The organism is Corynebacterium sp. HMSC05D08, assembly GCF_001807215.1.
GTDB lineage: Bacteria > Actinomycetota > Actinomycetes > Mycobacteriales > Mycobacteriaceae > Corynebacterium > Corynebacterium striatum.
On sequence record NZ_KV788283.1, the window covers coordinates 1 to 24,409 of the forward strand.

Sequence of the window (24,409 nt, forward strand, 5' to 3'; positions counted from 1 at the left end):
CCCCCGATGTGTCCACTTTCCGGGGGTCGGGCCCGATCCACACTCGCCGTGGCAACGTCCTACTAACGAAAACACCAACGGGCTAGTCAGAGACTTCCTGCCCGAAGGAAGCGACTTTAGTGCCCTGACCGACAAGGATGTCCAACACATTCAAGACCTTCTCAACGGGCGCCCCAGAAAAGTCCTCAACTGGTATAAACCAGAAGAGAAGATACAAGAACTATTCAAGTGATGCATCCACCACTTGAAACCGCCGAACTTTTTTGCTCACGATTTGGCATCTGGGGCGGTTTCGGCCGCATCTTCGGCGCCGTCTGCAGCGGGTTGTGCGCTCCCACCGTCTTGCGGTTGGGCCTCCCACTGCGTGGTAACCGGCCACATCTCGGTGATGGACTCCCATTCTTCCTTCCAGTCCTCGCCGATGGCTTGGTCTTGGAGCATGCGTACCTGCTGGGCAGGCATCGGCGGCTTGGGCCCCAGCTTCGGAGGCAGGACGGGGCGGTTGACCTTGGGGGCGAAGGGGGAAAGCGGCACGCGCGGAATGCGTGGCTTGCGGGCAGCTAGGCGGCTGGCCTGGTGGAAGGAGAAGTGGCCCACGCGTTTGATGGTGGCATAAGGACGGAAGTACTGCGGGCGACGCAGGCGGCGGGCCACGCGCTCGCCCAGCACAACGCCAGCAGCCAGCGCACCAGCGATGGCAATAGCGCGGGCAAGGTTGGTAAAGCCCACAATCATTTGCTCATTCAGCGAGGCGTACATGCCGCGGTACAAGGTCAGACCCGGCAGCATCGGGGTATAGCCCACGATCATCGTGATGAGCGGTGGCATCATCCACCGGCGGGAGAGCAAGCCACCGGCCAGTCCCACGGCCACTGCGGAAATGCCGCTGGCCACCACAGCGCCCACGCCAAATGGAATGACCACGAAGTAGTAGAAGAGCATACCGGCGCCGGCCGTCAGACCAGAGATGGTGACCTCAATCCACGAGGCGCCACAAGCCAGTGCAAAGGCCGCCGAACCGATGCTGCCGCACAGAATGAGCAGCGGAACCTGGTGGTAGACCGGCGGTGCGAGTGTCGCCAGCGGCGGCAGCGTAAAGCCCATCCAGTCCGAGAACTGAATACCAACGCCAACGCCCGCGATGATAGCGCCCGTGGCTAGCATTGCCTCAAAGAAGCGAGCCGCCGAGGTCACCGGTGCGCGCGTGATGCCGTCAACCAAGCATTGCACCAGCGTAAGGCCAGCAACGAGGACGATGATTCCCGAACCAATAATCTGCGAAGGCGAGAACGTAATGCCCATGCCCGCAGCCAAGTTGTAGAGGATTGCCGCAGGCACGACGGCCAAGAATCCGCCAATAATGTTCTGGTAGAACGGCGGCACTCGGAACTTTGCGGCCCACGTGTTCACACCCATGATGAGCAAAGAGACGAAAAACGCCACGACGCCAACCAAGGCGTCGCCACCCAGCATGACCGCGAAGGAACCGCCCATAACGCCCCAGCCCGCCAGAACCGTGGAGGTGCGATAAGGCGCCTTCATGTTGTTGATCTCATCGAGGACGCGCTCAGCCATCGCCGGCGGGGTGGCGCCCGAACGGATGGAGTAGATCAGGCGGTCTACAGCAGAGAGCTTGGAAAAGTCCACGGTAATAGCCGGTGCCACGCGGAAGACGTGGAGGTTGCGGCGGTTGGCGCCGGTGCCAATTGCAGTGTGGATCGTGATCGTATTCATCATGATGTCCACGTGGCAGTAGTGCAGACCATAAGACGACGCCACGAGGTGAATCTGCGCCTTCGCGTCTGAGTTCGCGGTGCCAGCGCTGATGAGGATTTCACCCACGCGGGCCGCGATCTCCATGACGCCCGTGACTTGGGCGGCATCGGTCAGGTCAACCGGCGCCAGCGGCGATGGTGGCGGCGCGGCCTTAGCCGCGTCGATCGTGGCAACGTAGCCGGAAGAGGCGCTAAAACGCTCTCTCCATGCGGAAAAGAAAGACACCCAACTAACCCTTAAACACGAACCCTAGAAATGACCAAAACTTGCGCGGAGACTATTCCTGCACTCTAACTGTTGTGACTCGCGTGCGCACAGGCCACCCCAGCATTTTTCTAGGGCGCGGTGCTCAGGTACGATTCTTCGCAGCGGTATTAACCGCGGTGCTGGAGTGGCGCAATCGGTAGCGCAACGCACTTGTAATGCGTAGGTTGCGAGTTCAAGTCTCGTCTCCAGCTCAAGACTGCTTTACGTGGAGCTCCCCGGTGTCCAAGAACGCCAGGAGGAGCTCCACTATTTTTTTGCGTGAAGTCGCCGGAATCTTGCGCTCGGTCAGGTGGTCATGCACCCACAAGCCGTTGCCCAACAGCGTTACGATGAGCGGGCTGAGGTTATTTCCGGCTGGGTCGGGCATCCAGCGCTTGTCGACGCCACTCCATTGCTCCATGAAGTCCGCGTGTTGCTGTGAGTGAATGCTCATCAGCAGCTCGATGAGCGGATCGTTCTTGCCCAAGGACAAGATGAGTGCCCGGTAGCGCTCCTTCTCACTGAGCTCCTCCGCCTTCTTGCCACCAGCCAGCGCCTCCAGCTCGTCCTCCCAACGCTGCGCGCAGAAGCGGTGGCAGTCCACCAGCAGCGCGTGCCGGGAGGGGAAGTGGTAGATGAGCCCCGACTTGGAGATGCCGGTGGCGGTGGCGAGGGCGTCGTAAGTCACGGCGTGCACGCCCTCCGCCTCGATGATGGCGAGGGCGGTCTCGAGGGCCTCGGTCTTCTTGCTAATGCGCGGCATTATTGCCTCCAGACTTGGGGTTGTGCTTGAAGCACCAGCCGGTTACTGCGGCTAGAACCAGCATAAAGGCCATGAGCCCGCCCAAGGTGGTGAGGTAGGCCTCGTTGTAGGCGCTGGCGGCGGTGTCGTGGGTCGCGGCGTCGTAAAGCGCCTGCATGCCTGAGATGCCTTCGGGGAGGTTGCGGGCGTAGAGCAACGGGAGGATGGATCCCGTGATTGCGATGGACAGCAACGTGCCGAACTCGTAGGAGACCTCCTCCACGCCCGCGGCCATGCCGGAGCGGTGCGCCGGTGCCGCGCCGATGATGGCCGTGGAGGACACGGACATCGTCAAGCCCGCGCCAATACCCATCGTGAGCATGCCCGCGACGAAGAGCCAGAAGATGCCGTGGTGGCCGGCCCACATTGCGATGCCGATGCCGGCCCCCATGCACAGGAAACCGCCCGCGATGATGGGCAGAAAACCCCAGCGGTGCAGGTTAGCACCGCCCAGCGTGGACATCGGGAGTGCGGCGATGGCCACCGCGGAGATGGTCAGGCCGGCGTGGAGGGGCGAGAAGCCGTCGACAAGCTGCAGCTTCTGGGTAGTGAGCATCTCCAAGCCGGACATGCCAAACATGGCGCCGCCCGCGGTGATGACGCCGCCGGTAAAGACGGGGGAGCGGAAGATGTCGAAGGTCAGCAGTGGGTCCGTGAGCTGGTTCTGGCGGCGGGCAAAGAGGAATGCGCCGACGAGGAAGACCAGCAGCGCGCCACCGGCGAGACTGAACTGGGAGCCCGCGAAGGACTTGATGGAAAGCACCAGCGAGGACAGCGTCACCAGGGCGAAGAGCGAGGAGATGAAGTCCCAATGCTTCTCGGGATTCGGCTGATTGGGAGGTGCGAGAAAGTAGGTCAGGGTCAGAGCAATGAGGACGATGGGCACGTTGATGAGGAAGACCGAACCCCACCAAAAGTGCTCCAACAGGAATCCTCCCACGGTGGGGCCGGCGGCGGCGCCGACTACGGCGACCGAGCCCCAGATGCCGATGGCGGTGTTGCGCTCGATTTCGTCGTCGAAGGTCAGGCGAATGAGCGCGAGGGTCGCGGGCATCATGACGGCAGCGCCGAGTCCGAGCAGCGCGCGGGCGCCGACGAGGAACCATGCGCTGGGGGCGAGGGCTGCAGCTAGGGAGGCTCCGCCAAACAGGAAGAGGCCGATGACGAACATGCGGCGGTGGCCGATGCGGTCACCCAAGGTGCCGGTTCCTAAAAGAAGGCCGGCAAGCACTAGCGCGTAAGCGTTGATGATCCACAGCTGTTGAGTCGAGGTGGTGTGGAGCTGCTCAGCGAGTGCGGGGAGCGCGGTGTACAGGATGGAGTTATCCAGGCCGATCATGAGCAGACCGAGCGAGACCACAGCGAAGAACGTCCAGCGCTGGGCCTTTGTCGATTGGGTGGCGGCGTGATTGTGCTCGGAATCTAGTGTGAACATGCGTGAAACTGTACCGAACGGTCATTGCAATTTCAAACCCGTGGAAGGGCGTGTGCTCCGTGTCACTCGAGTGGCGTGAGCGTGAGTCTTAAGCAATTTGTTGGCATGGCAGTGACTGTACGGGGACACTGGGGTGTGGAGATTTTCTAAAGACTTTCTAGTTACAAAATCCTTAAGACTAATTCTGAAAGAAGCAGTGATATGGCGAAAAATTACGCAGAACAGCTCGTAGAAACTCTCGAGGCGCAGGGTGTCGAGCGCATTTATGGCCTCGTGGGTGACTCCCTGAACCCTATTGTTGACGCAGTCCGCCGCTCCTCGATCGACTGGGTTCACGTCCGCAACGAGGAGGCCGCAGCCTTCGCCGCTGAGGCGGATTCCCTGACCACCGGCAAGCTTGCTGTATGCGCGGCATCGTGCGGCCCTGGTAACACCCACTTGGTGCAGGGGCTTTACGACGCCCACCGCAACGGCGCCAAGGTCCTAGCCATCGCCTCCCACATCCCATCCCGCCAGATCGGCTCCAAGTTCTTCCAGGAGACCCACCCGGAGATGCTCTTCAACGAGTGCTCCGCTTACTGCGAGATGGTCAATTCTGCTGATCAGGGCGGCGTTATCCTGCACCACGCAATCCAGTCCACCATGGCTGGCAAGGGTGTATCCGTGCTGGTCATCCCGGGCGACGTTTCCACGCAGGAGGCTGGGGACGACACCTTCACCACCTCCACCATCTCCGCCGGCCGCCCGGTTGTGTTCCCAGACCCAGCCGAGGCTGCAGCCCTGACTCAGGCCATCAATGAGGCTAAGACCGTGGCGCTCTTCGTCGGTGCAGGCGTCAAGGATGCGCGTGAGCAGGTGCTGGCTCTGGCTGAGAAGATCAAGGCGCCAATCGGCCACGCCCTGGGCGGCAAGATGTACATCCAGTACGACAACCCGTTCGACGTCGGCATGTCCGGTCTGCTGGGCTACGGCGCGGCTCACGACGCCACCCACGAGGCCGATCTGCTCATCCTGCTGGGCACCGACTTCCCGTACAACGATTTCCTGCCGAAGGAGAACGTGGCGCAGGTCGACATCGACGGCTCCCACATCGGCCGCCGCACCAAGATCAAGTACCCGGTCACCGGTGACGTTGCTGCCACCATCGAGAACATCCTTCCGCACATTGATGAGAAGAAGGATCGCCGCTTCCTGGACAAGATGCTCAAGGAGCACTACAACAAGCTCAACCACGTGGTGGAGGCCTACACCAAGAAGGCTGAGAAGATGAAGCCTATCCACCCAGAGTTCGTGGCCAACATCATCGATGAAGAAGCGGCTGACGACGCCGTCTTCACCGTCGACACCGGCATGTGCAACGTCTGGGGCGCGCGCTACATCACGCCGAACGGCAAGCGCGAGCAGATCGGCTCCTTCCGCCACGGCACCATGGCCAACGCCCTTCCGATGGCCATTGGAGCACAGGCCGCTAACGAAGGCCGCCAGGTCATTTCCTTCTCCGGCGACGGCGGACTGTCCATGCTGATGGGTGAGCTGCTGACCGTGAAGCTGCACAACCTGCCGGTGAAGACCTTCGTCTTCAATAACTCCTCCCTGGGCATGGTCAAGCTGGAGATGCTGGTGCAGGGCCTGCCGGAGCACGAGACCGACCACGCACACGTGGACTACGCGGCGATTGCTGAGGCTGCGGGCATCAAGCACATCCGCATCGAGGACCCAAAGAAGGCGCGCAAGCAGATTCGCGAGGCTATGGACTTCGATGGCCCAGTTCTGGTGGACATGGTCACCGACCCGAACGCACTGTCCATCCCGCCGACACTGACCTTCGAGCAGCTGCTGGGCTTCTCCAAGGCAGCTACCCGCACCGTCTTCGGCGGTGGCGTTGGTCAGATGCTGCAGCTGGCGCAGTCCAACCTGCGTAACATCCCGCGTCCGTAGCGAGCTAAAGCTCGCTACGGACGGCCAAGCGGCTCGCTACGGACGGCCAAGCGGCTCGCTACGGACGGCCAAGCGGCTCGCTAGCTTTTGTGCGGATCGCGCACCGGAATGAGGATGAGCGCGCCGACGAGCAGGACCAGGCCGATGGCCAGCACGCCGCCGCGGTCGCCTTGGCCGAGCCACGACACAAACAGGCCGAAGAGCAGGGGAGTCAGCCAGCTCACCGCGCGGCCGGTCGTGGCATAAAGGCCGAACATCTCACCCTCGCGGCCCGCAGGGGCAACGCGGGCGAGGAAGCCACGGGCCGAAGCCTGCGCCGGGCCCACGCATAGGCACAGGACGAGCCCGCAAATCCAGAAGGCCGTGGCGCCCGAAGCAAAATACATCACAATGGCCATCGCCGTGAGCGTGATGAGACAGGTGACGATGATGGCCTTGGGGCCCACATGGTCGTCGATAAGCCCGCCTATCACCGCACCCAGTGCAGCGGCGACGTTGGCGGTAACGCCGAAGATGAGGACGTCGCCAGGCAAAAGCCCATAGACGGATACGCCGAGCACGGCACCAAAACTAAACACCGCGGACAATCCGTCGCGGAATATGGCGGAGGCGAAAAGAAAGTAGACCGCATTGCGGTCCACCTGCCACAGATCCCGCAGCGTGCGGAAGAGCTCCTTGTAGGAATCCACCACGCCGCCGGCCGCACCGCCCGAAGGCGTAATTTCCGGAACACGAAACAGCACTGGCAGGGCGCTCACACCAAACCAGATGGCCGCCAGCAGCGCCACCATGCGCATGTTGAAGCCGCCCTCCGTGGAAAGCCCCAGCGCGCCGCCATCCCCGGACACGAACCCGAAGTAGCAGATGAGCAGCAGCACGATGCCGCCAAAATAGCCCGCGGACCAGCCCAGACCGGAGACCCTGCCCACCTTGTCCTCCTCAGCCACCTGATTGAGCTGCGCGAAGTAGTTGACCTCAGCGAACTGGATGGTCACTGAGCCCACCGCGAGGCCCAGCAGGCCCAGCCAGAAGTACACGGGCGCATCGTTGCGGATGAATGCGAGTGCCGCCATGGCAAGGAACGTCATAAGCGACCAAAAGCCCAGCGCGCGGCGGCGCCTGCCCAGCCGGTCGGAGCGCTGCCCCATGACCGGGGTGACCGCAAAGATAACAAGGCCCGCCACCGTCATGGACCATGACAGCCACTGTGCGGGAGTGAACTGGGAATCGATCTGCTTGCCCACCGAGTCGGTCAAGTAGACGGAGAAGATGAAGGTCACCAGCACCGCGTTGAACGCAGCCGAACCCCAGTCCCACATTGCCCAAGCTGCCACGGTCGCCTTGTCTGTGCGCATGTTTGTGCGCTTGCGCGTGGGCGTATCAAAACCCGTACTAGGAGAGGCGAGCGAGTTGGCCGGGGAGTCAGTCATAAGTCGAAATACTAAGGCCTAGAAAAGGATTCTGCTTGACTTAGGGAAAATAGCTAGCCTGGAGGTTCACAGGTTGCGTCCAGAATCTCTTCAGTGCCCTTGGATGACGAGGTGCCATTATCTAAAAGAAGCTCAAGAGAGAAACATTTAATCCGCAATCTCCCAACATCTGCCAAACGCAGCCACTTAAGGAAGTTACAAGAAACAATGGACGATAGTAAAGAAGTAAAAGTCCTCGTCGTTGACGATGAGCCAAATATCGTGGAGTTACTCACCGTATCCCTGAAGTTCCAGGGATTCGAAGTATTTAGTGCTAACTCTGGCACCGAAGCGCTGCGCGTGGCCCGCGAAGTCAACCCCGACGCCTACATCATGGACGTCATGATGCCCGGCATGGATGGCTTTGAGCTCCTAGGCAAGCTGCGCCAGGAAGGCCTCGACGGCCCGGTCCTTTACCTGACCGCCAAGGACAGCGTGGATCAGCGCATCCACGGCCTGACCATCGGCGCCGATGACTATGTGACCAAGCCATTCAGCCTAGAAGAGGTCATCACCCGCCTGCGCGTCATCCTGCGCCGCGGCGCCAACGTGGACGACGTTAACAATGACGCCACCATCTCCTATGCGGATCTGACCCTCAACGATGACACCCACGAGGTCACCAAGGGCGGCGAAATCGTCGAGCTTTCGCCCACAGAGTTCAACCTTTTGCGCTACCTGATGCAGAACAAGGAAGTCGTGCTTTCCAAGTCCAAGATTCTGGACAACGTGTGGCACTACGACTTCGGTGGTGACGGCAACGTCGTCGAATCTTATATTTCCTACCTGCGCCGCAAGATCGATACCGGGGATACCCAGCTCATCCACACCGTCCGCGGTGTCGGCTATGTGCTGCGTATGCCGCGCTCCTAAGCGTCCTCAAAGTCCGAGAAACTAAAACCTAATGAGCACTTCTGATTCCGCGGCACCAAAGGTACCGCTTGATTCGCCTGAACCGGTGGTAACTACGGGCGCTGCGGCTCTCGTCGGCGAGCCTGCTAAGCGACGCCGCGTGCAGCGACCCAAGGCGATGCCTTTGCGCACTTGGTTGCTCGTGCTCATGGTCTTGGTCTCTGGTCTGGGTCTTGCCGGTTCCTCGTTGGCTGTTTCCTCGATCATGACTGACGTCATGTACGCGAACGTGGACGAGCAGCTCAAAGAGGCCACCAATGGCTGGGTTCGCAACCTGAGCAACGATTCCTACGCGGGCGACTACTCCCGGCGTCCACCGACGGAATACGTTGTTTTGTCCTATCTGCCGGACGGAACCATTCTCTACACCGGCCCCAATGCCAGCATGCCGGACGCCAAGAAGCTCTATATCGATGACGAGCCGGCAACCATCAAATCAGTGGGAGATTCTGAAACCAAGTGGCGTGCCGTGGCCATCAAGCAAAACGGCACGGTCACCATCGTGGCCAAAGACCTGACCCGTGAGACGATCATGCTGCGCGGTCTCGCGATCGTGCAGATCATCATTACAGCGGTGGTCATGGGCATCATCGCTGTAGTCGGTATGTGGTTCATCCGCCGCGCGCTGCGCCCATTGCGAGTGGTGGAGAAAACTGCCTCGCAGATTGCGGCGGGAGACCTCGACAAGCGTGTCCCGGATTGGCCGCTACACACCGAGGTGGGCCAGCTTTCCGCCGCCCTCAACATCATGCTGGGGCAGTTGCAGCGTTCCGTGGTGCAGGCGCAGGAGAAAGAGGAACAGATGCGCCGCTTTGTGGGCGATGCCTCCCACGAGTTGCGCACCCCGCTTACCAGTTTGCGTGGCTACACCGAGTTGTATCGCTCCGGCGCCACGCAGGACGTGGACATGGTCTTTTCCAAGATTGATGATGAGTCCAAGCGCATGTCCCTGCTGGTTGAGGATCTCCTCGCGTTGACCCGCGCGGAGGGTTCGCGCCTAGACATGGGCACCGTGGATATGCTTGAGCTAGTGCTCTCAGCTGGTTCTTCGGCCCGCGCGGCCTTCCCTGGTCGCCAGATCGATGTGGTCAATGAGGCCGCCGATATCCCGCTGGTTAAGGGTGATCCTGACCGTCTGCACCAGGTGCTGCTCAACCTGGTCTCCAACGCGCTTCGCCACGGTGGCGAGGAGGCGAAGGTCAAGCTCACCATCCGCGAGGAAGCGGGGGAGAAGGGCACTGATGTGCTTATCGACGTCGCGGATGATGGCAAGGGCATGGCCCCCGAGGATGCCAGCCACATCTTTGAACGCTTCTACCGCGCGGATACCTCGCGTACCCGCGATACAGGCGGCTCCGGTTTAGGCCTGGCCATTGTGAAGTCCCTTGTGGAACAACACGGAGGCAGGATCTCTGTGGAGTCTGCGCTGGGCGAAGGCTCAACGTTTACGTTGCGCCTGCCCGCGCTGGCTGCCTAGCGGCGGCCTTCCTCGTCAGTGCCGAGGTGCTGACGGATGCGGGCTGCTGCCTCATCCATGGCGGCCGGGTCGGTGGCGTCGGCAGCATAAGCCTTGGCGAAGTCATACTCCTCCATCTTCTCGGTGGGGAAGAGGTGGATGTGGGTGTGTGGCACATCGAAGCCCGCGATGATGTAGCCGGTGCGTGGGGTGTCAAAGGCGGTCTTGATAGCAGCGCCAATTTCCAGTGCCACCGCATTGAGGTGCGCCCACGTAGCTGGGTCAAGGTCAGTCCACTTATCTACTTCCTCGACTGGTACCACGAGGGTGTGGCCGTAGCGCAGCGGTTCGATGGACAAAAAAGCCACGCAGGTTTCATCGCGGTAGACAAAGCGGCCTGGCAGCTCGCCATTAATAATCTTGGTAAATACAGAAGACATGGTGACTAGGCTACCGCCAGTTAAGATAGGCGGCATGCGCATTCTCGTAATTGGCTCGGGCGGCCGCGAACACGCCCTGCTCAAAGGTCTCAAGGCAGATCCACTGACCACCGAACTTCACGTTGCCCCTGGCTCGCCTAATTTCGCGGACTTGGCCACCGTGCACCCTGCGTACTCCAAGGTTGATGACCCAGCTCAGATGCTTCAGCTGGCGAAGAAGATTGACGCTGAGCTCGTCGTCGTCGGCCCCGAGGTGCCGCTTGTGGCCGGCGTTGCCGACGAGCTGCGTGCCAACGGCATCGCCGTGTTTGGCCCCAACAAGTCCGCAGCTCAGATCGAGGGTTCCAAGGCTTTTGCCAAGGACATCATGAACGCAGCTGGCGTGAAGACGGCGCGTGCGGAGCAGCTCGTGCCGGGCACTTCCGATGCCGAGATCGAGGCAGCACTCGACCGCTTCGGCCCGCACTTCGTGGTCAAGGATGATGGACTTGCTGGCGGCAAGGGTGTTGTGGTCACCGATGATCGCGCTGCTGCCAAAGAGCACGTGAACGAGGTTCACGCGGCAGGAAACCCGGTCCTGCTCGAATCTTTCCTCGATGGCCCTGAGGTCTCCCTGTTCTGTCTCGTTGACGGCGAGACTGTAGTCCCGCTGCTGCCGGCACAGGACCACAAGCGTGCCTACGACAATGACGAGGGTCCCAATACCGGCGGCATGGGGGCGTACACCCCGTTACCGTGGCTGCCTGCCGACGGCGTGCAGCGCATCGTGGATGAAGTGTGCAAGCCGGTTGCCGCAGAAATGGTCAAGCGCGGCAACCCGTACTCGGGCTTGCTTTACGCCGGTCTGGCGTGGGGCAAGGAAGGCATTGCCGTCGTTGAGTTCAACTGCCGCTTCGGCGACCCAGAAACCCAGGCTGTTTTGTCCATGTTGGAGTCCCCGTTGGCGGAGGCGCTGAACGCCACCGCTACTGGCACGCTCGCGGAGCTGGACGAGCTGAAGTGGAAGGACGGCTACGCCGTTACCGTCGTCCTGGCAGCAGAGGGCTACCCGGCCTCCCCACGCAAGGGCGACGTCATCACTGGCCCAGGTCTGGATGACCCGAACAAGGTTCTCCACGCGGGCACCTCGCAAGCCGAAGGCTCGCCAGGTGTTGAAGAGGAAGTCGATGTCATCTCCAACGGCGGCCGCGTGCTCAATGTCTTGGGCCAGGGCGCCACGCTCGCCGAGGCACGAGCTGCCGCCTACGAGGTGCTAGAAGGCCTCAAACTGGAAGGCAGCTTCTACCGTCGCGACATCGGAAAGCGTGCCGAAGACGGCGAGATTTCTATCTAGCTTTTTCTAACGCACCCCCGTATAGCCCAGCTTGCTTCCAAAAGGTTCAGGCTGGGCTTTATACGTGGAATAATGTTTCCCGTGGCTGATAAGAAGAACATTTCCAACGTCCTGTCCTCTCGTTATGCTTCCGCTGAGTTGTCCAACATTTGGAGCCCGGAGCACAAGATCATCCTCGAGCGCCAGCTGTGGATCGCTGTCATGCGCGCGCAGAAGGATCTGGGAGTAGATATCCCCGCCGAAGCTATCTCGGCATACGAGTCCGTGATTGACCAGGTTGATCTCGAGTCCATTGCCGCTCGCGAGCGCGTCACGCGCCACGACGTCAAGGCCCGTATCGAGGAGTTCAACGCGCTAGCTGGCTACGAGCACATCCACAAGGGCATGACCAGCCGCGACCTCACGGAGAACGTCGAGCAGCTGCAGATTCACTCCTCCCTGCGCCTCATCCGTGATAAAGCCATTGCTGTGCTTGCGCGCATCGGCAAGCACGCCGCCGATTACCGGACGCTAGTGATGGCAGGTCGTTCGCACAACGTTGCCGCCCAGGCCACCACCTTGGGCAAGCGCTTTGCTTCCGCAGCTGATGAAATGCTGCTGGGCATCGAGCGCGTGGAGTCCCTGCTCGCGCGATACCCGCTGCGCGGCATCAAGGGCCCGATGGGCACCTCCCAGGACATGCTCGACCTGATGGGCGGTTCCGAGGACAAGCTTGCTTCCCTGGAGACCGCAATTGCGGATCACCTGGGCTTCCACCGCATCTTCAACTCCGTGGGCCAGGTCTACCCACGCTCCCTCGACTTTGACGCAGTTTCGGCTCTGGTGGAGCTCGGCGCTGGTCCGTCCTCGCTGGCTACCACCATCCGCCTCATGGCCGGCAACGAGACCGTGACCGAGGGCTTCAAGGAAGGCCAGGTTGGCTCTTCTGCAATGCCGCACAAGATGAATGCTCGTTCTTGTGAGCGCGTGTGCGGTTTCCAGGTCATCCTGCGCGGCTACCTGACCATGGTGGCCGATCTGTCTGGCCAGCAGTGGAACGAGGGCGACGTGTTCTGCTCCGTGGTTCGCCGCGTGGCACTTCCGGATGCATTCTTCGCTCTCGATGGCCAGTTTGAGACCTTCCTGACCGTCCTGGACGAGTTCGGTGCTTTCCCTGCCATGATTAACCGCGAGCTGGAGCGCTACCTGCCGTTCCTGGCCACCACCCGCATCCTCATGGCCGCCGTGCGCGCTGGTGTGGGCCGCGAGACCGCACACGAGGTCATCAAGGAAAATGCCGTGGCAGTTGCACTCAATATGCGTGAAAACGGTGGCGAGCAGGACCTCGTCGAGCGCCTTGCAGCCGATGAACGTCTGCCGATGAACGCAGCGGATCTTGAGGCCGCATTGGCTGACAAGCACGCTTTCATTGGCGCTGCTGAGTCCCAGGTTAATCAGGTTCTCACCCGCATCAACAACCTGGTCAGCGAGCACCCGAAGGCCGCCGCTTATACCCCAGGCGAGATTCTCTAAAAGCGAATTAGGATAAGACTCATGCGCCCAGAACTTTCTTCTTATAAGCACCTTGCATCAGGCAAGGTTCGCGACATCTATGATGTCGATGAAAATACCTTGTTGATGGTCGTCTCCGACCGCATCTCGGCCTACGACCACTCCCTGGACCCGGCTATCCCGGACAAGGGTCGTGTTCTGACCGCGACGTCGAAGTTCTTCTTTGATTCCATTGACTTCCCCAACCACCTGGCGGGTCCGCTTGATGACGAGCGCATCCCAGAAGAGGTCTTGGGCCGTGCAATGGTGGTCAAAAAGCTCGACATGCTGCCTTTCGAGTGCGTCGCGCGCGGCTACCTTACCGGCTCGGGACTTAAGGAATATCAGGAGAGCGGCACCGTCTGCGGCATCGAGCTGCCGGAGGGCCTCACCGAGGCCTCCCGCCTGCCGGAGCCGATCTTTACTCCGGCCACTAAGGCGGAGCAGGGCGAGCATGATGAGAACGTGTCTTTTGACGCGGTCGTCGCCAAGCTGGGCAAAGAACGTGCGGAAGAGCTGCGCGCTGCCACCCTGCGCATCTACTCCGAGGCCGCCCGCATCGCGGGGGAAAAGGGCATCATCCTGGCTGATACCAAGTTCGAGTTCGGTCTCGATGAAAATGGCACCCTGATTCTTGCCGATGAGGTCCTAACCCCGGATTCCTCCCGCTACTGGCCAGCCGATACTTATGAGGAGGGCAAGGTTCAGCCTTCCTTTGACAAGCAGTACGTCCGCAACTGGCTGACCTCGCCGGAATCCGGCTGGGACCAGGCCTCTGATACCAAGCCGCCGCGCCTGCCTGACGACGTCGTCGAGGCCACCCGTGCTCGCTACGTTGAGGCTTATGAGCGTCTTTCGGGAAACTCCTTCTAAGGTTACTTCTAGCCGCAGATTGCGTAAAGTGGGGCGGCATGACTGAATTGACCCCGCCGATTGCCGCAAAACACCCCATCACCCGCGAGTTCCATGGCCGCAGCTTCGTGGATGATTACGAATGGATGCGGGATAAAGAATCTGCAGAAACGCTCGATTATCTGCGCGCGGAGAATGCTTATACTGAGCAGGAGACTGCGCACCTTAAAGAGCTGACTGAGAACATCTTCCAGGAAGTAAAGTCGCGCGTGAAGGAAACGGATATGTCCGTGCCTTCGCGCAGGGGCCAGTACTGGTATTACGGCCGCTCTGTCGAGGGCAAGAACTATGGCATTAGCTGCCGCGTTCCGGTGGCCGAAGGTGCTGACCCGTGGACCGCTCCCGTTATTCCAGAAGAAGGCGCGCCTGAGGGCGAGGAAATCCTCTTAGATGCCAACGAGCTAGCAGAAGGCACCGAATTCTTCGCGATGGGTGCCTCCACCGTCTCTGACTCTGGCAACCTGCTGGCTTATTCCGTGGATACCGCTGGCGACGAGCGTTTTTCTCTGGTCATCAAGGACTTGCGTACCGGCGAGCTGCTCTCCGACCGCCTCGAAGGCATCTTCTACGGTGCGACCTGGGTGGGTGATGACTACATCTTTTACACCACGGTCGATGATGCCTGGCGCCCAGATACCGTCTGGCGCCACAAGGTGGGAACCGAGCAGTCCGAAGACGTGCAGGTCATGCATGAAGCCGACGAGCACTTCAATATCGGCGTCGGCAGTATTCGCAGCGAGAAGTACCTGTTCATCGTCATTTGCTCGAAGCTGACCTCAGAGACCTGGGTGCTGGATCGCACGGACCCGGAAGGCGAATTCCAGGTTCTGTGGCAGCGCGAAGCAGGCGTTGACTACGACGTCGACTATGCCGAGATAGACGGCCAGGCCTATTGGTTTGTTACCCACAACGCCTCAGGCCCGAACTTCACCCTGGTCACCACGCCGCTGGCCGTAGGGGAGGACCTCGCACCGCTCCGCGAGCTCGATGTGCTGATTCCGCATCGCGAGGATGTGCGCCTGGAAGGCGTGGATACCTATCGCGACCAGGTTGTCGTAGGCTACCGCCGCGGCGGCATCGGGCGTGCCGCAATCATGGATGTACGCCATGGTTGGTCCGATTTTAAAGAACTAAACTTCAACGAAGAGCTCTACACCGTGAGCGTTGGCGGCAACCCAGAATGGGATGCTCCGGTACTGCGCGTGAGCTACACCTCCTTCATCCAGCCTTCGCAGCTTTTCGATTACCGCGTTGAGACTGGCGAGTACACCGTGCTCAAGGAACAAGAAGTCCCGGGCGGTTACAACAAGGATGACTACGTTGCCTACCGCATGTGGACGCAGGCTTCCGACGGCACCCAGATTCCGGTCTCCATCGTGCACCGCGCTGATCTTGACCGCACCAAAGCTAATCCGACGCTTCTCTACGGATACGGCTCTTATGAGACCAGCATGGACCCATACTTCTCCGTCTTCCGTCTGTCATTGATGGATCGCGGCATGATCTTCGCCATGGCGCACGTCCGCGGCGGCGGCGAAATGGGCCGCACCTGGTACGACGACGGCAAGCTTTTGCAGAAAAAGAACACTTTCACCGACTTCATCGCGGTGGCCGATGACCTCATCGCGCGCGGCGTAACCACCGCAGATCAGATGGTGGCTGAAGGCGGCTCCGCCGGCGGCCTGCTGATGGGCGCGGTGGCAAACATGGCCCCGGACCGCTTCACGGCCATCCAGGCTTCTGTACCATTCGTGGATCCGCTGACTTCCATCCTGAAGCCGGAGCTGCCGCTGACGGTCATCGAGTGGGAAGAGTGGGGCGACCCGTACCACGACCCAGAGGTCTATGACTACATGAAGTCCTATGCGCCTTATGAGAACGTCACTGCGCAGAACTACCCGGACATTCTGGCGATTACCTCGCTCAACGACACTCGCGTGCTCTACGTGGAACCGGCGAAGTGGATTGCCAAGCTGCGTGATACCGCAAAGGGCGGGCAGTTCCTCCTCAAGACGGAGATGGTTGCCGGCCACGGTGGCGTTTCAGGGCGTTATGACAAGTGGCGCCAGAATGCCTTCGAGTACGCGTGGGCCATTAACAAGGCCACGGGGCTGAAAGCCTAGAAGCTCTTCGCCGCGCGGACTCGCGGTGGCTGTGCGATAATTGCACTTATGCATGGCCACCTTCTAGTTTCGATTTCCAGCATCTTTTCTGACACGCGGAAGCAAACTAGTAACCTCCTCAAAGAACTAGACCGGGAAGAAATCCCGGTCTCTTTGCTGGTTGCCCCACACATTGATGGCAATTGGCACCTGGCCAAGGATGACAAGACCTTAGGCTTTCTCAAAGAGCAGGAATCCGCGGGTAGGTTGCTCATCCTGAATGGCTTCGACCAAGCGGTGCAAGGCCGCCGCGCTGAGTTTGCCAACCTCGACTCGCACGAGGCAGATCTTCGTTTGAAGGGTGCCACGCGGCAGATGGCCAAGCTGGGCTTTGAGCCGAGCATCTTTGCACCTCCACGCTGGCGTATGTCGCCTGGCACCTTGGAGGTCCTGCCGAACTTTGCTTTCGATGTCGCGGCCTCCACGCGCGGCATTCACGAGCTGCGCTCCGGCAAGTTCCACCAGACCCGCAACCTGTCCTTCGGCGAGGGCTTCGGCGCGGCGAAGTGGTGGCGCCGCAACATTATTCGCGCTGCGGAGCGCTCCGCGCTGCGTGGCAACACCGTGCGTCTTTCCATCTCCGGCCGCAACCTTAATGACAGGAAAGTGGTCTCGGACTTCATCAAGGCGGTTGACCGCGCCGCAAGCGCCGGAGCGCAGCCAGCGGACTACGGCGTCTTTTTGGCGAAGCGTTAAAAGCCTCCCGCGGAAGTGCATCCCAAGCGTGCACCGAAGGCACGCCGAACGCGCAAAAGCGCACAATTTGCCAAGCAATCCCGGAAAATCAGCAAATTTTGGCGCACTATTTGGCAAATTGTGCCCACGCGAGGCCTCGGCGCCAGTAATCCCCCGGACCAAACCACCCCCAACCCGCCGCCCTATAGAATTGGTTTTCGTTCCCCGCGGGAAATACTGTGGGCACTAAGTCGACTACCGAGTTAAAACTTGAGCTGAATGAAACTGGAGGCACGATGGTTCAGCGCGTGTACGTGGAAAATCGCGAGGGTGGGCATGCCGCGGCATTGTCGAAAGAGTACGGCGTCAAAGTGCGCCTGCTCAACCGCTATGACGTAGAGGGCACCACGGATGAGGAGTTCGCCACCGCGGTTCAGCTGGTTCTCTCCGAACCGCAGGTAGACACAACCTATTCCACGTTGGACGAGGCTGGCATCGACGGAGAGGTCCTCGCGGTCGAGCCGCTGCCTGGTCAGTTCGATCAACGCGCGGACTCCGCTGCGCAGTGTATTCAGTTCCTTTTTGAAAAGGAGCGCCCGCGCGTTCGCACCGCTGTGGTCTACGCAGTCGAGGGCGCCATTCCGGAGGCCATGCGCGCAGGCCTCATCAACCCGGTGGAGGCCCGCGAGGCTTCCCTGGAGCTGCCTGAGACGCTGGCACTGCAGGTGGCCACGCCCGCTGACGTGGAGACCCTTGAGGGCTTTACTGCGCTTTCCGACGCCGCCCTCCCCGAATTCGTCGCATCCCACGGCCTGGCCATGGACGCTGACGACGCCACCTTGATTCGTAACTACTTTGCTTCCGAAGACCGCGAACCCACCATCACCGAGCTCAAGGTGATCGACACCTACTGGTCCGATCACTGCCGCCACACCACTTTTGAGACGGTTCTCGACTCCATCACCTTCAACGAGCCAGCCGTCGAGGCTGCTTACCAGGACTACCTCGCAGCCCGTGAGTCCATCGGCCGCACCAAGCCGGTGACCCTGATGGACATGGGCACCATCGCGGGCAAGGTCCTGCGTGCCACGGGCAAGCTCGACGCCATGGACGTCTCCGAAGAGATCAACGCCTGCACCGTGCACGTCACCATCACCGTGGATGGCAAGGAAGAGCCATGGCTGCTGCTCTTTAAAAACGAGACCCACAACCACCCAACTGAGATCGAGCCTTTCGGTGGCGCCGCTACCTGTATCGGTGGCGCTATCCGTGACCCGCTGTCCGGCCGCGGCTACGTCTACGGCGCCATGCGCATCTCCGGCTCCGGCAACCCACTGGAGACCACCACGCGCGCGGGCAAGCTGCCGCAGAAGACCATCGCGCGCGTAGCCGCTGCCGGTAACTCCTCCTACGGCAACCAGATCGGCCTGGCCACCGGCCTCGTCGACGAGCTCTATCACCCGGGCTATGTGGCCAAGCACCTCGAGATGGGTGCAGTTGTCGCGGGCGCGCCAGCAGCCAACGTGCGCCGCGAGGTGCCGACCGCAGGTGACCTCGTGGTCTTGGTCGGAGGTGCAACCGGCCGCGACGGCATCGGCGGAGCCACCGGTTCCTCCAAGTCCCACACCGTGGAGTCGCTGACCACCGCGGGCGCGGAGGTGCAGAAGGGTAATGCGCCGGAGGAGCGAAAGCTGCAGCGTCTGTTCCGCAACCCGGAATTCTCCAAGCTCATCAAGCGCTGCAACGACTTCGGCGCCGGCGGCGTCGCCGTGGCTGTGGGCGAGCTGGCTGATTCCCTCGAGATCAACCTGGACGCCGTTCCAAAGAAGTACGAGGGCCTCGACGGCACCGAGCTGGCGCTGTCTGAGTCCCAGGAGCGCATGGCTACCGTGATTGAGGCAGGCGACGTCGACAAGCTCATCGCCCTCGCCAACGAGGAGAACCTCAACGCAGTCATTGTCGCTGAGGTCACCGATTCCGGCCGCATGCGCATGCACTGGCGCGGCACCACCATCGTGGATCTCTCACGCGAGTTCCTCAACACCAACGGCGCGGACAAGCACGCCACCGCTGACGTCGCCCCTGCTGGTGATTGGCGCGGCGCGTCCCGTGAGTGGGCGCGCCAGGAGGACTTCAACGCGTCCTTCCTCGGCATGGCCTCTGACCTCAACGTTGCCTCCAAGCAAGGCCTCTCCGAGCGCTTCGACTCCACCGTCGGCGCGGGTACCGTGCTCATGCCTTTCGGCGGCACGCGTCAGGCCACCCCGATTCAGGCAATGGCCAACACCCTCCCGGCGCTGGGCGAGACCACCAACTGCTCCGTGATGTCCTGGGGCTACAACCCATACGTCACCGAGGCCAGCCCGTACCACGGCGCCTACCTCGCCGTTGTGGAGTCCGTGTCCAAGCTGATTGCCACCGGCGCCTCCTTCGATGAGACCTACCTGTCCTTCCAGGAGTACTTCGAGCGCATGGACTCTGCCTCCGCGTGGGGTAAGCCAACTGCTGCGCTGCTGGGCACCATCAAGGCCCAGCTTGGCCTCGGCGTCGCCGCGATTGGCGGCAAGGACTCCATGTCCGGAACCTTCGAAGAGCTGCACGTTCCGCCAACGGTTATTTCGGTTGCCGTCAGCCACGACGACGCGGGCAACATGGTCCCTAACCACTTCAAGGCCGCAGGCCACCAGGTGACGCTGCTTTCGCCTGCGCTTGCCGACGCCTCCGATACCGCCCTCGCCGGCCTGCCTACCCCAGAGTCGCTGGTGGAGAACTTCCGTACCGTGACTGAGCTGCTGCGCTCAGGCAAGGTCGTCTCCGCGTACACCCCCGGCTTTGGCGGCCCTGCCGAGTCAGTCCTGAAGATGGGCCTGGGTGAGGGCATCGGCTTCGCCTTCGCTGACGACGCCCCTCTCTACGATTACGCCTACGGCGCCTTCGTCCTCGAGTGGGCAGAAGGCCAGGAGCCCGTTGCCGGCTCTGCCCTGGGTACCACCACCGCTGGCGGCTTCAGCTACCGCGGCGCGGAGGTCAGCTTTGCTGACGCTGAGGCTGCCTACTTGGGCACCCTGGAAGAGATTTACCCGACCACGGTGGAGCAGGCTGGCTCTGTTGACCTCGGCGCTGCTGCTAAGGGGGAGACGGTCGCACGGACCATCACCCCGACCTTCGGTGGGGCAAAGGCCACGGCGCTCATCCCGGTCTTCCCGGGCACCAACTGCGAGTACGACTCTGCGGCAGCGCTGCGTCGCGCGGGTATCGAGTCTGAGATTCTCGTGGTGCGCAACCGCACCCCTGAAGACATTGCTGAGTCCGTGGACCGCATGGCGGCTGCACTGGACCGCTCGCAGATGCTCTTCCTGCCGGGCGGCTTCTCTGGCGGCGACGAGCCGGATGGCTCCGCGAAGTTCATCACCTCCTTCCTGCGCAACCCGTCCCTGTCCGCAGGCGTGCAGGGCCTCCTTGACGAGCGCGGCGGCCTCATCCTGGGCATCTGCAACGGCTTCCAGGCGCTCATCAAGCTCGGCCTGGTTCCGTTCGGAGCCATCTCCGAGCCAGGCACTGAGACCCCGACCCTGACCTTCAACAGCATCGGCCGCCACCAGTCGCGCATCTCCCGCGTCCGCGTGGTCAACAACGATTCGCCATGGCTGTCCAAGGTCAATGAAGGCGACGTCTTCTCCGTCCCGATTTCGCATGGCGAGGGCCGCATCACCGCTGGTGAATCTGAGTGGGAGTGCCTCAAGGCTGCCGCAGTGACTCAGTACGTGGACGCTGCAGGCAACCCGCTGATGGATATCTCTGTGAACCCGAACGGTGGCCTCTTCGCCCTTGAAGGAATCATGTCCGAGGACGGCCGCGTCCTGGGCAAGATGGGCCACTCTGAGCGCATCTCGCCGTCGACGTACAAGAACGTGCCGGGCGAGTACGACATGTTGCTCTTTGAGTCCGCGGCGGACTTCTTCCGCAAGTAGTTCCGAGCCCGGACTGGCCTGACGCGTGCCGAAGGCCAGCCGGTTTGGTCCCCCTGGTTAGGTCCCATTCATTGGCTCCCTTTGCTAGCAAAGGGAGCCTTTTTCATCCCAAAACACAAAACTCCACTCGCAATAGGACCCAACCAATGGGACCCAAAGACGGGGACCCAACCGGTGTGGGAGCCTCAGAGCGAGCGATGGTCTGTGCTCAGCTGATCTTCATCTGTTGCTCGAACCAGCCGAAGGAGTGCGCGCCCTGGTCAGTGGAGACAGCTCCTGGGTCATCCGGTTCATGCCTTCTTGGCCGCCCTGTACACCTGGCAAGAGGTAGAAGGTCGGGCGTGGCTGGTCACCACCGGGGAGCAGAACATTGTTGGAGATCCCCTTGAACCCCTGAGGCTAGGCCCGTATAGTTACGGAAACGTAAGTTTAGTGTTGAGGCTAAATAGATTCCCAAAGTAAGGCTTTCTTGATGGCGATCCAACATGGGGTCACGACCCCCGATGAAAAAAGCGAAACCGGCGCTTTAGAAAAACTCATTGAGCGCCGCTATTTCGTGGCAGACCGCGGCGAACGCCCACTAACGCGTGGGTGGGGTCATCTCTTCGCGGCTATTGCTTCCGTGATTGCCTCCACTGTCTTAATTACGTTTGCGTGGATGAGCATCTCGTGGGACCAGGCGCTTGCAGTGACCGTCTATGGCGTTGGGGTGGTGGGGCTCTTCGGCGTTTCGGCCCTCTATCACCGTTGGCCATGGCCCACCGCGCGGGCGGTGCGATGGTGTCGGCGCGCTGACCATGCCACCATCGCGGTGTTTATTGCTGCCACCTATACGCCGCTCTGTGCGATTGTGCTTGAGCCAGTCCAGGCTGCTTGGATGCTGGGCATAGCGTGGGTTGGTGCAATTATGGGCGTCATCCTGAATCTGGTGTGGATTGACCACCCACGCTGGCTCGATGTGGTGGTGTACCTGACCTTGGGATGGTTGGTGTTGCCTTTGATTCCAACGTTGTGGACTGAGGCGGGGCCCGCTGTGGTGTGGCTGCTGTTCGCAGGCGGCGTCATCTATTCCGTGGGCGCGTTGGCCTATGGCTTTAAATGGCCAGGCCGCAACGCCCGGTGGTACGGCTACCACGAGCACTTTCACACGGCGACTATCGCCGCCGCCGTTGTACACATGGTCGCTGTCTGGATGGTCGTTGCGGCCTAACTAGTGGTGCGGCGCTTTAGTTAGTGGCGAAGCGGGTCTACGCCTGCCTCGGTGAGCATCGGAATGTTGGATACCTCGGAAGGCAGGCCGAACGCGTCTACCAAGACCACCGACCAGGGCGCCAGGGAATCGACGAGGTCGTTGATGGCGGCGCGAGCAGCCTTCATACGGCCTGCGGGAAGCAGGTTGTGCTCCTGATACCAGCCGGCGTGTTCCACCAGGGTGGTCAGCACGAATAGGTGGCGCAGCTGCTCGAATACCTGGCGCGCCAGCGAACCCTCTTCCAGGCGCTCCTCTGCTTCGATCATGGCCTGGACCAGCAGGGTATCCACGCGGGCCCAACCAGCCGCGATGAGGTGGTCCTGGCACTTGTCCACGATGGCGGCCGCCTGCACCTTATCCGCCTTGCGGGCTGGCTGGATGCGGCGCACGAGGGAGAAGAGCACGGACTGGGCGCGATCGTCGATGAGCTTGGCCTGGTACACGGCGTCGAAAAGCGATGCCTCATTCGGGTTCACCAAGTCCACCAGCCCCTGCAAGCGAGTGGTGAAGCCGGTGCGGCGGCGGACCACTTCGGTGGCGGTCGTCGCGGCGTAACGCACGGTGTCCCATGGGGACATGTCATTCATCGCGCGGCCATATGCCGTGAGTAGATTCTTGCCCACCATCTGGATGAGGACGGTGTTGTCGCCCTCGAAGGTGGCGAAGACATCCGAGTCGGCACGGTATGTGGTCAGGCGGTTCTCCGACATGTAGCCGGCGCCGCCGCAGGCCTCACGGCATTCTTGAATGGTGCGGATGGCGTGCTGGGTCTGCGCTGCCTTGATGGCGCCGGCGAGGGACTCCATCTCGCGGGAGGCGAACTTCTGCTCCTCATCCGGGGTGGTCACGGACCACGTGCCGGACTCCTGCTGGTCATTCATTTCCTGGTAGCGCTCCAGGATCTGGTTGTGGAGCAGGTGCAGCGCATAGGTACGTGCGAGCGGGATGAGCAGGCGGCGGCGGTGCTGGCGGTGATCGATGAGACGCTTTTCGGAACCGGTTGCGCCTTCGAACTGGCGACGTCGGTTGGCGTAGCGCAGTGCAATATCCAACGAGGCTTCAGTCGCGGCACCGGCAGCGCCCGCCACGCCCATGCGGCCGCGGATGAGCGTGCCCAGCATGGTGAAAAAGCGGGCGTTGGGATTCTCAATAGGGGAGGTGTACTTGCCTTTCTCGTCGACATCGGCGAACCGGTTGAGCAGGTTTACACGGGGAACCCGGACATTGTCGAAGCGCAATGTGCCGTTGTCCACGCCGACCAGGCCGCCCTTGTGGCCGTGGTCGCCCAAGGTGACACCCGGCAGGGAGTTACCCTCTTCGTCACGAATCGGCACGATGATGGCGTGCACGCCGTGGCTGCGACCATCGCTTCCCGGGGTGTAGAGCTGTGTAAAGACCACTGCAGCGCGGCCGTCCTTTGCGGCGTTGCCGATGTAGTTCTTTACCGCGGTGTCCTTTGGAGTGTTGATGATGAACTCATCAGTCTCCGGATCATAGGTAGCGGTAGTCTCCAGGGACTGGACGTCAGAACCGTGACCGCGCTCGGTCATGGCGAAGCAACCAGGTAGTTCAAGGCAGCTTGCCTTTTCTACCCATTCGAGGTGGCGTTCGGTGCCCAGCTGGTCGAGCGCACCTCCCCACAGGCCCCACTGCACGCCGGACTTGATGGCCAGGGAACCGTCGGCCCATGCCAGGCCTTCCAGAGTGAAGGTGGAAAGAATCGGCTTGCCCGGACCGCCATTGTCGCGGCGCAGTCCCTTTTGGAAGCCGCCGAAGTCGCGGACCTTTGCAAGGTTGTTAAAGGTGTGCTCGCGCTGCTCGGCAACCGAGAGCTCAGGACGTGGGAAGAGGCTTGGATTGTCGATGAATTCGCGCAACTCGTGGCGGAAAGAGGCGTGTGGGCCGTCGAGAAGCGCTCCCAGCTCGGTGGCCACGGAAGGCTTCGGAGTGGTGGGCAGGCGGCCTGGGCTGCGCGGCTCGGCTTGGGCTGGTGCAGAACGGCCGTCGCCGCGGCCAGGGTTTTGTTCCTTGTTGGAGTCTCTGCTCAGAGTCTTGGTGAGTGCCATGATGGGTTTCCTTAATTGATTGGGGAGTTTGGGC

The 24,409-nt window shown here is 61.3% G+C and carries 16 protein-coding genes and 1 tRNA gene; 11 read left to right on the forward strand and 6 right to left on the reverse strand.

The genetic code is table 11. From position 1 onward, the window contains the following. Positions 1-267: 267 nt before the first annotated feature. Positions 268-2,001, reverse strand: coding sequence for a threonine/serine exporter ThrE (locus HMPREF3148_RS00010; protein ID WP_083287660.1), 1,734 nt, complete (start codon positions 1,999-2,001; stop codon positions 268-270). 160 nt (positions 2,002-2,161) lie between these two features. Between HMPREF3148_RS00010 and HMPREF3148_RS00015 the strand changes: the two genes are divergently transcribed. After that, positions 2,162-2,234, forward strand: a tRNA-Thr gene (locus HMPREF3148_RS00015). On the opposite strand, the gene HMPREF3148_RS00020 is transcribed toward HMPREF3148_RS00015, so the two are convergent. Continuing rightward, positions 2,234-2,785, reverse strand: a complete 552-nt coding sequence (locus HMPREF3148_RS00020; protein ID WP_049151435.1) for a TetR/AcrR family transcriptional regulator — start codon at positions 2,783-2,785, stop codon at positions 2,234-2,236. The two genes, HMPREF3148_RS00015 and HMPREF3148_RS00020, sit on opposite strands and share 1 nt — an antisense overlap. After that, the gene (locus HMPREF3148_RS00025) at positions 2,772-4,259 is read right to left on the reverse strand and encodes an MFS transporter (protein ID WP_049151436.1); all 1,488 of its coding nucleotides are present in this window, start codon (positions 4,257-4,259) and stop codon (positions 2,772-2,774) included. The genes HMPREF3148_RS00020 and HMPREF3148_RS00025 overlap by 14 nt, the downstream gene beginning before the upstream one ends. 201 nt (positions 4,260-4,460) lie before the next feature. On the opposite strand from HMPREF3148_RS00025, the gene HMPREF3148_RS00030 reads away from it, so the two are divergent. Further along, the gene (locus HMPREF3148_RS00030) at positions 4,461-6,197 is read left to right on the forward strand and encodes a pyruvate dehydrogenase (protein ID WP_005531311.1); all 1,737 of its coding nucleotides are present in this window, start codon (positions 4,461-4,463) and stop codon (positions 6,195-6,197) included. Positions 6,198-6,277: 80 nt separating this feature from the next. Here the strand turns inward: HMPREF3148_RS00030 and HMPREF3148_RS00035 are convergent, their stop codons facing one another. After that, positions 6,278-7,627 (reverse strand): MFS transporter, encoded by a 1,350-nt coding sequence (locus tag HMPREF3148_RS00035; RefSeq protein WP_080969942.1) that lies wholly within the window; start codon positions 7,625-7,627, stop codon positions 6,278-6,280. A gap of 207 nt (positions 7,628-7,834) precedes the next feature. Between HMPREF3148_RS00035 and HMPREF3148_RS00040 the strand changes: the two genes are divergently transcribed. After that, complete coding sequence (locus tag HMPREF3148_RS00040) at positions 7,835-8,539, forward strand: response regulator transcription factor (protein WP_005531315.1); 705 nt, start codon at positions 7,835-7,837, stop codon at positions 8,537-8,539. A gap of 157 nt (positions 8,540-8,696) precedes the next feature. Beyond that, a complete protein-coding gene (locus HMPREF3148_RS00045; RefSeq protein ID WP_129720810.1) occupies positions 8,697-10,055 on the forward strand; it encodes a sensor histidine kinase in 1,359 nt (452 codons plus the stop codon). Here the strand turns inward: HMPREF3148_RS00045 and HMPREF3148_RS00050 are convergent. Continuing rightward, positions 10,052-10,474, reverse strand: coding sequence for an HIT family protein (locus HMPREF3148_RS00050; protein WP_005531319.1), 423 nt, complete (start codon positions 10,472-10,474; stop codon positions 10,052-10,054). The two genes, HMPREF3148_RS00045 and HMPREF3148_RS00050, sit on opposite strands and share 4 nt — an antisense overlap. A gap of 34 nt (positions 10,475-10,508) precedes the next feature. On the opposite strand from HMPREF3148_RS00050, the gene purD reads away from it, so the two are divergent. The 7 genes from purD to HMPREF3148_RS00085 all read left to right on the forward strand — a co-directional run bounded on the left by purD (position 10,509) and on the right by HMPREF3148_RS00085 (position 22,267). Further along, positions 10,509-11,807: a phosphoribosylamine--glycine ligase gene (purD, locus tag HMPREF3148_RS00055; protein WP_049151437.1), complete on the forward strand. Its 1,299-nt coding sequence runs from the start codon at positions 10,509-10,511 to the stop codon at positions 11,805-11,807. A gap of 72 nt (positions 11,808-11,879) precedes the next feature. After that, the gene (gene purB / locus HMPREF3148_RS00060; protein ID WP_046646044.1) at positions 11,880-13,319 is read left to right on the forward strand and encodes an adenylosuccinate lyase; all 1,440 of its coding nucleotides are present in this window, start codon (positions 11,880-11,882) and stop codon (positions 13,317-13,319) included. 21 nt (positions 13,320-13,340) lie between these two features. Further along, positions 13,341-14,210 carry a phosphoribosylaminoimidazolesuccinocarboxamide synthase gene (locus tag HMPREF3148_RS00065; protein ID WP_070508534.1) on the forward strand — a complete coding sequence of 290 codons (870 nt, stop codon included), beginning with the start codon at positions 13,341-13,343 and terminating at the stop codon, positions 14,208-14,210. A gap of 38 nt (positions 14,211-14,248) precedes the next feature. Then, positions 14,249-16,372 (forward strand): S9 family peptidase, encoded by a 2,124-nt coding sequence (locus HMPREF3148_RS00070; protein ID WP_070508535.1) that lies wholly within the window; start codon positions 14,249-14,251, stop codon positions 16,370-16,372. A 48-nt stretch (positions 16,373-16,420) separates the two neighbouring features. Next, positions 16,421-17,107 (forward strand): DUF2334 domain-containing protein, encoded by a 687-nt coding sequence (locus tag HMPREF3148_RS00075; RefSeq protein ID WP_049192112.1) that lies wholly within the window; start codon positions 16,421-16,423, stop codon positions 17,105-17,107. 218 nt (positions 17,108-17,325) lie between these two features. Beyond that, the gene (locus HMPREF3148_RS00080) at positions 17,326-21,057 is read left to right on the forward strand and encodes a phosphoribosylformylglycinamidine synthase (protein ID WP_236081441.1); all 3,732 of its coding nucleotides are present in this window, start codon (positions 17,326-17,328) and stop codon (positions 21,055-21,057) included. 472 nt (positions 21,058-21,529) lie between these two features. Beyond that, positions 21,530-22,267, forward strand: a complete 738-nt coding sequence (locus HMPREF3148_RS00085; RefSeq protein ID WP_070508536.1) for a PAQR family membrane homeostasis protein TrhA — start codon at positions 21,530-21,532, stop codon at positions 22,265-22,267. A gap of 20 nt (positions 22,268-22,287) precedes the next feature. Here the strand turns inward: HMPREF3148_RS00085 and HMPREF3148_RS00090 are convergent, their stop codons facing one another. Then, positions 22,288-24,375, reverse strand: coding sequence for an acyl-CoA dehydrogenase family protein (locus tag HMPREF3148_RS00090; protein WP_070508537.1), 2,088 nt, complete (start codon positions 24,373-24,375; stop codon positions 22,288-22,290). Between the last annotated feature and the right edge of the window lie 34 nt (positions 24,376-24,409).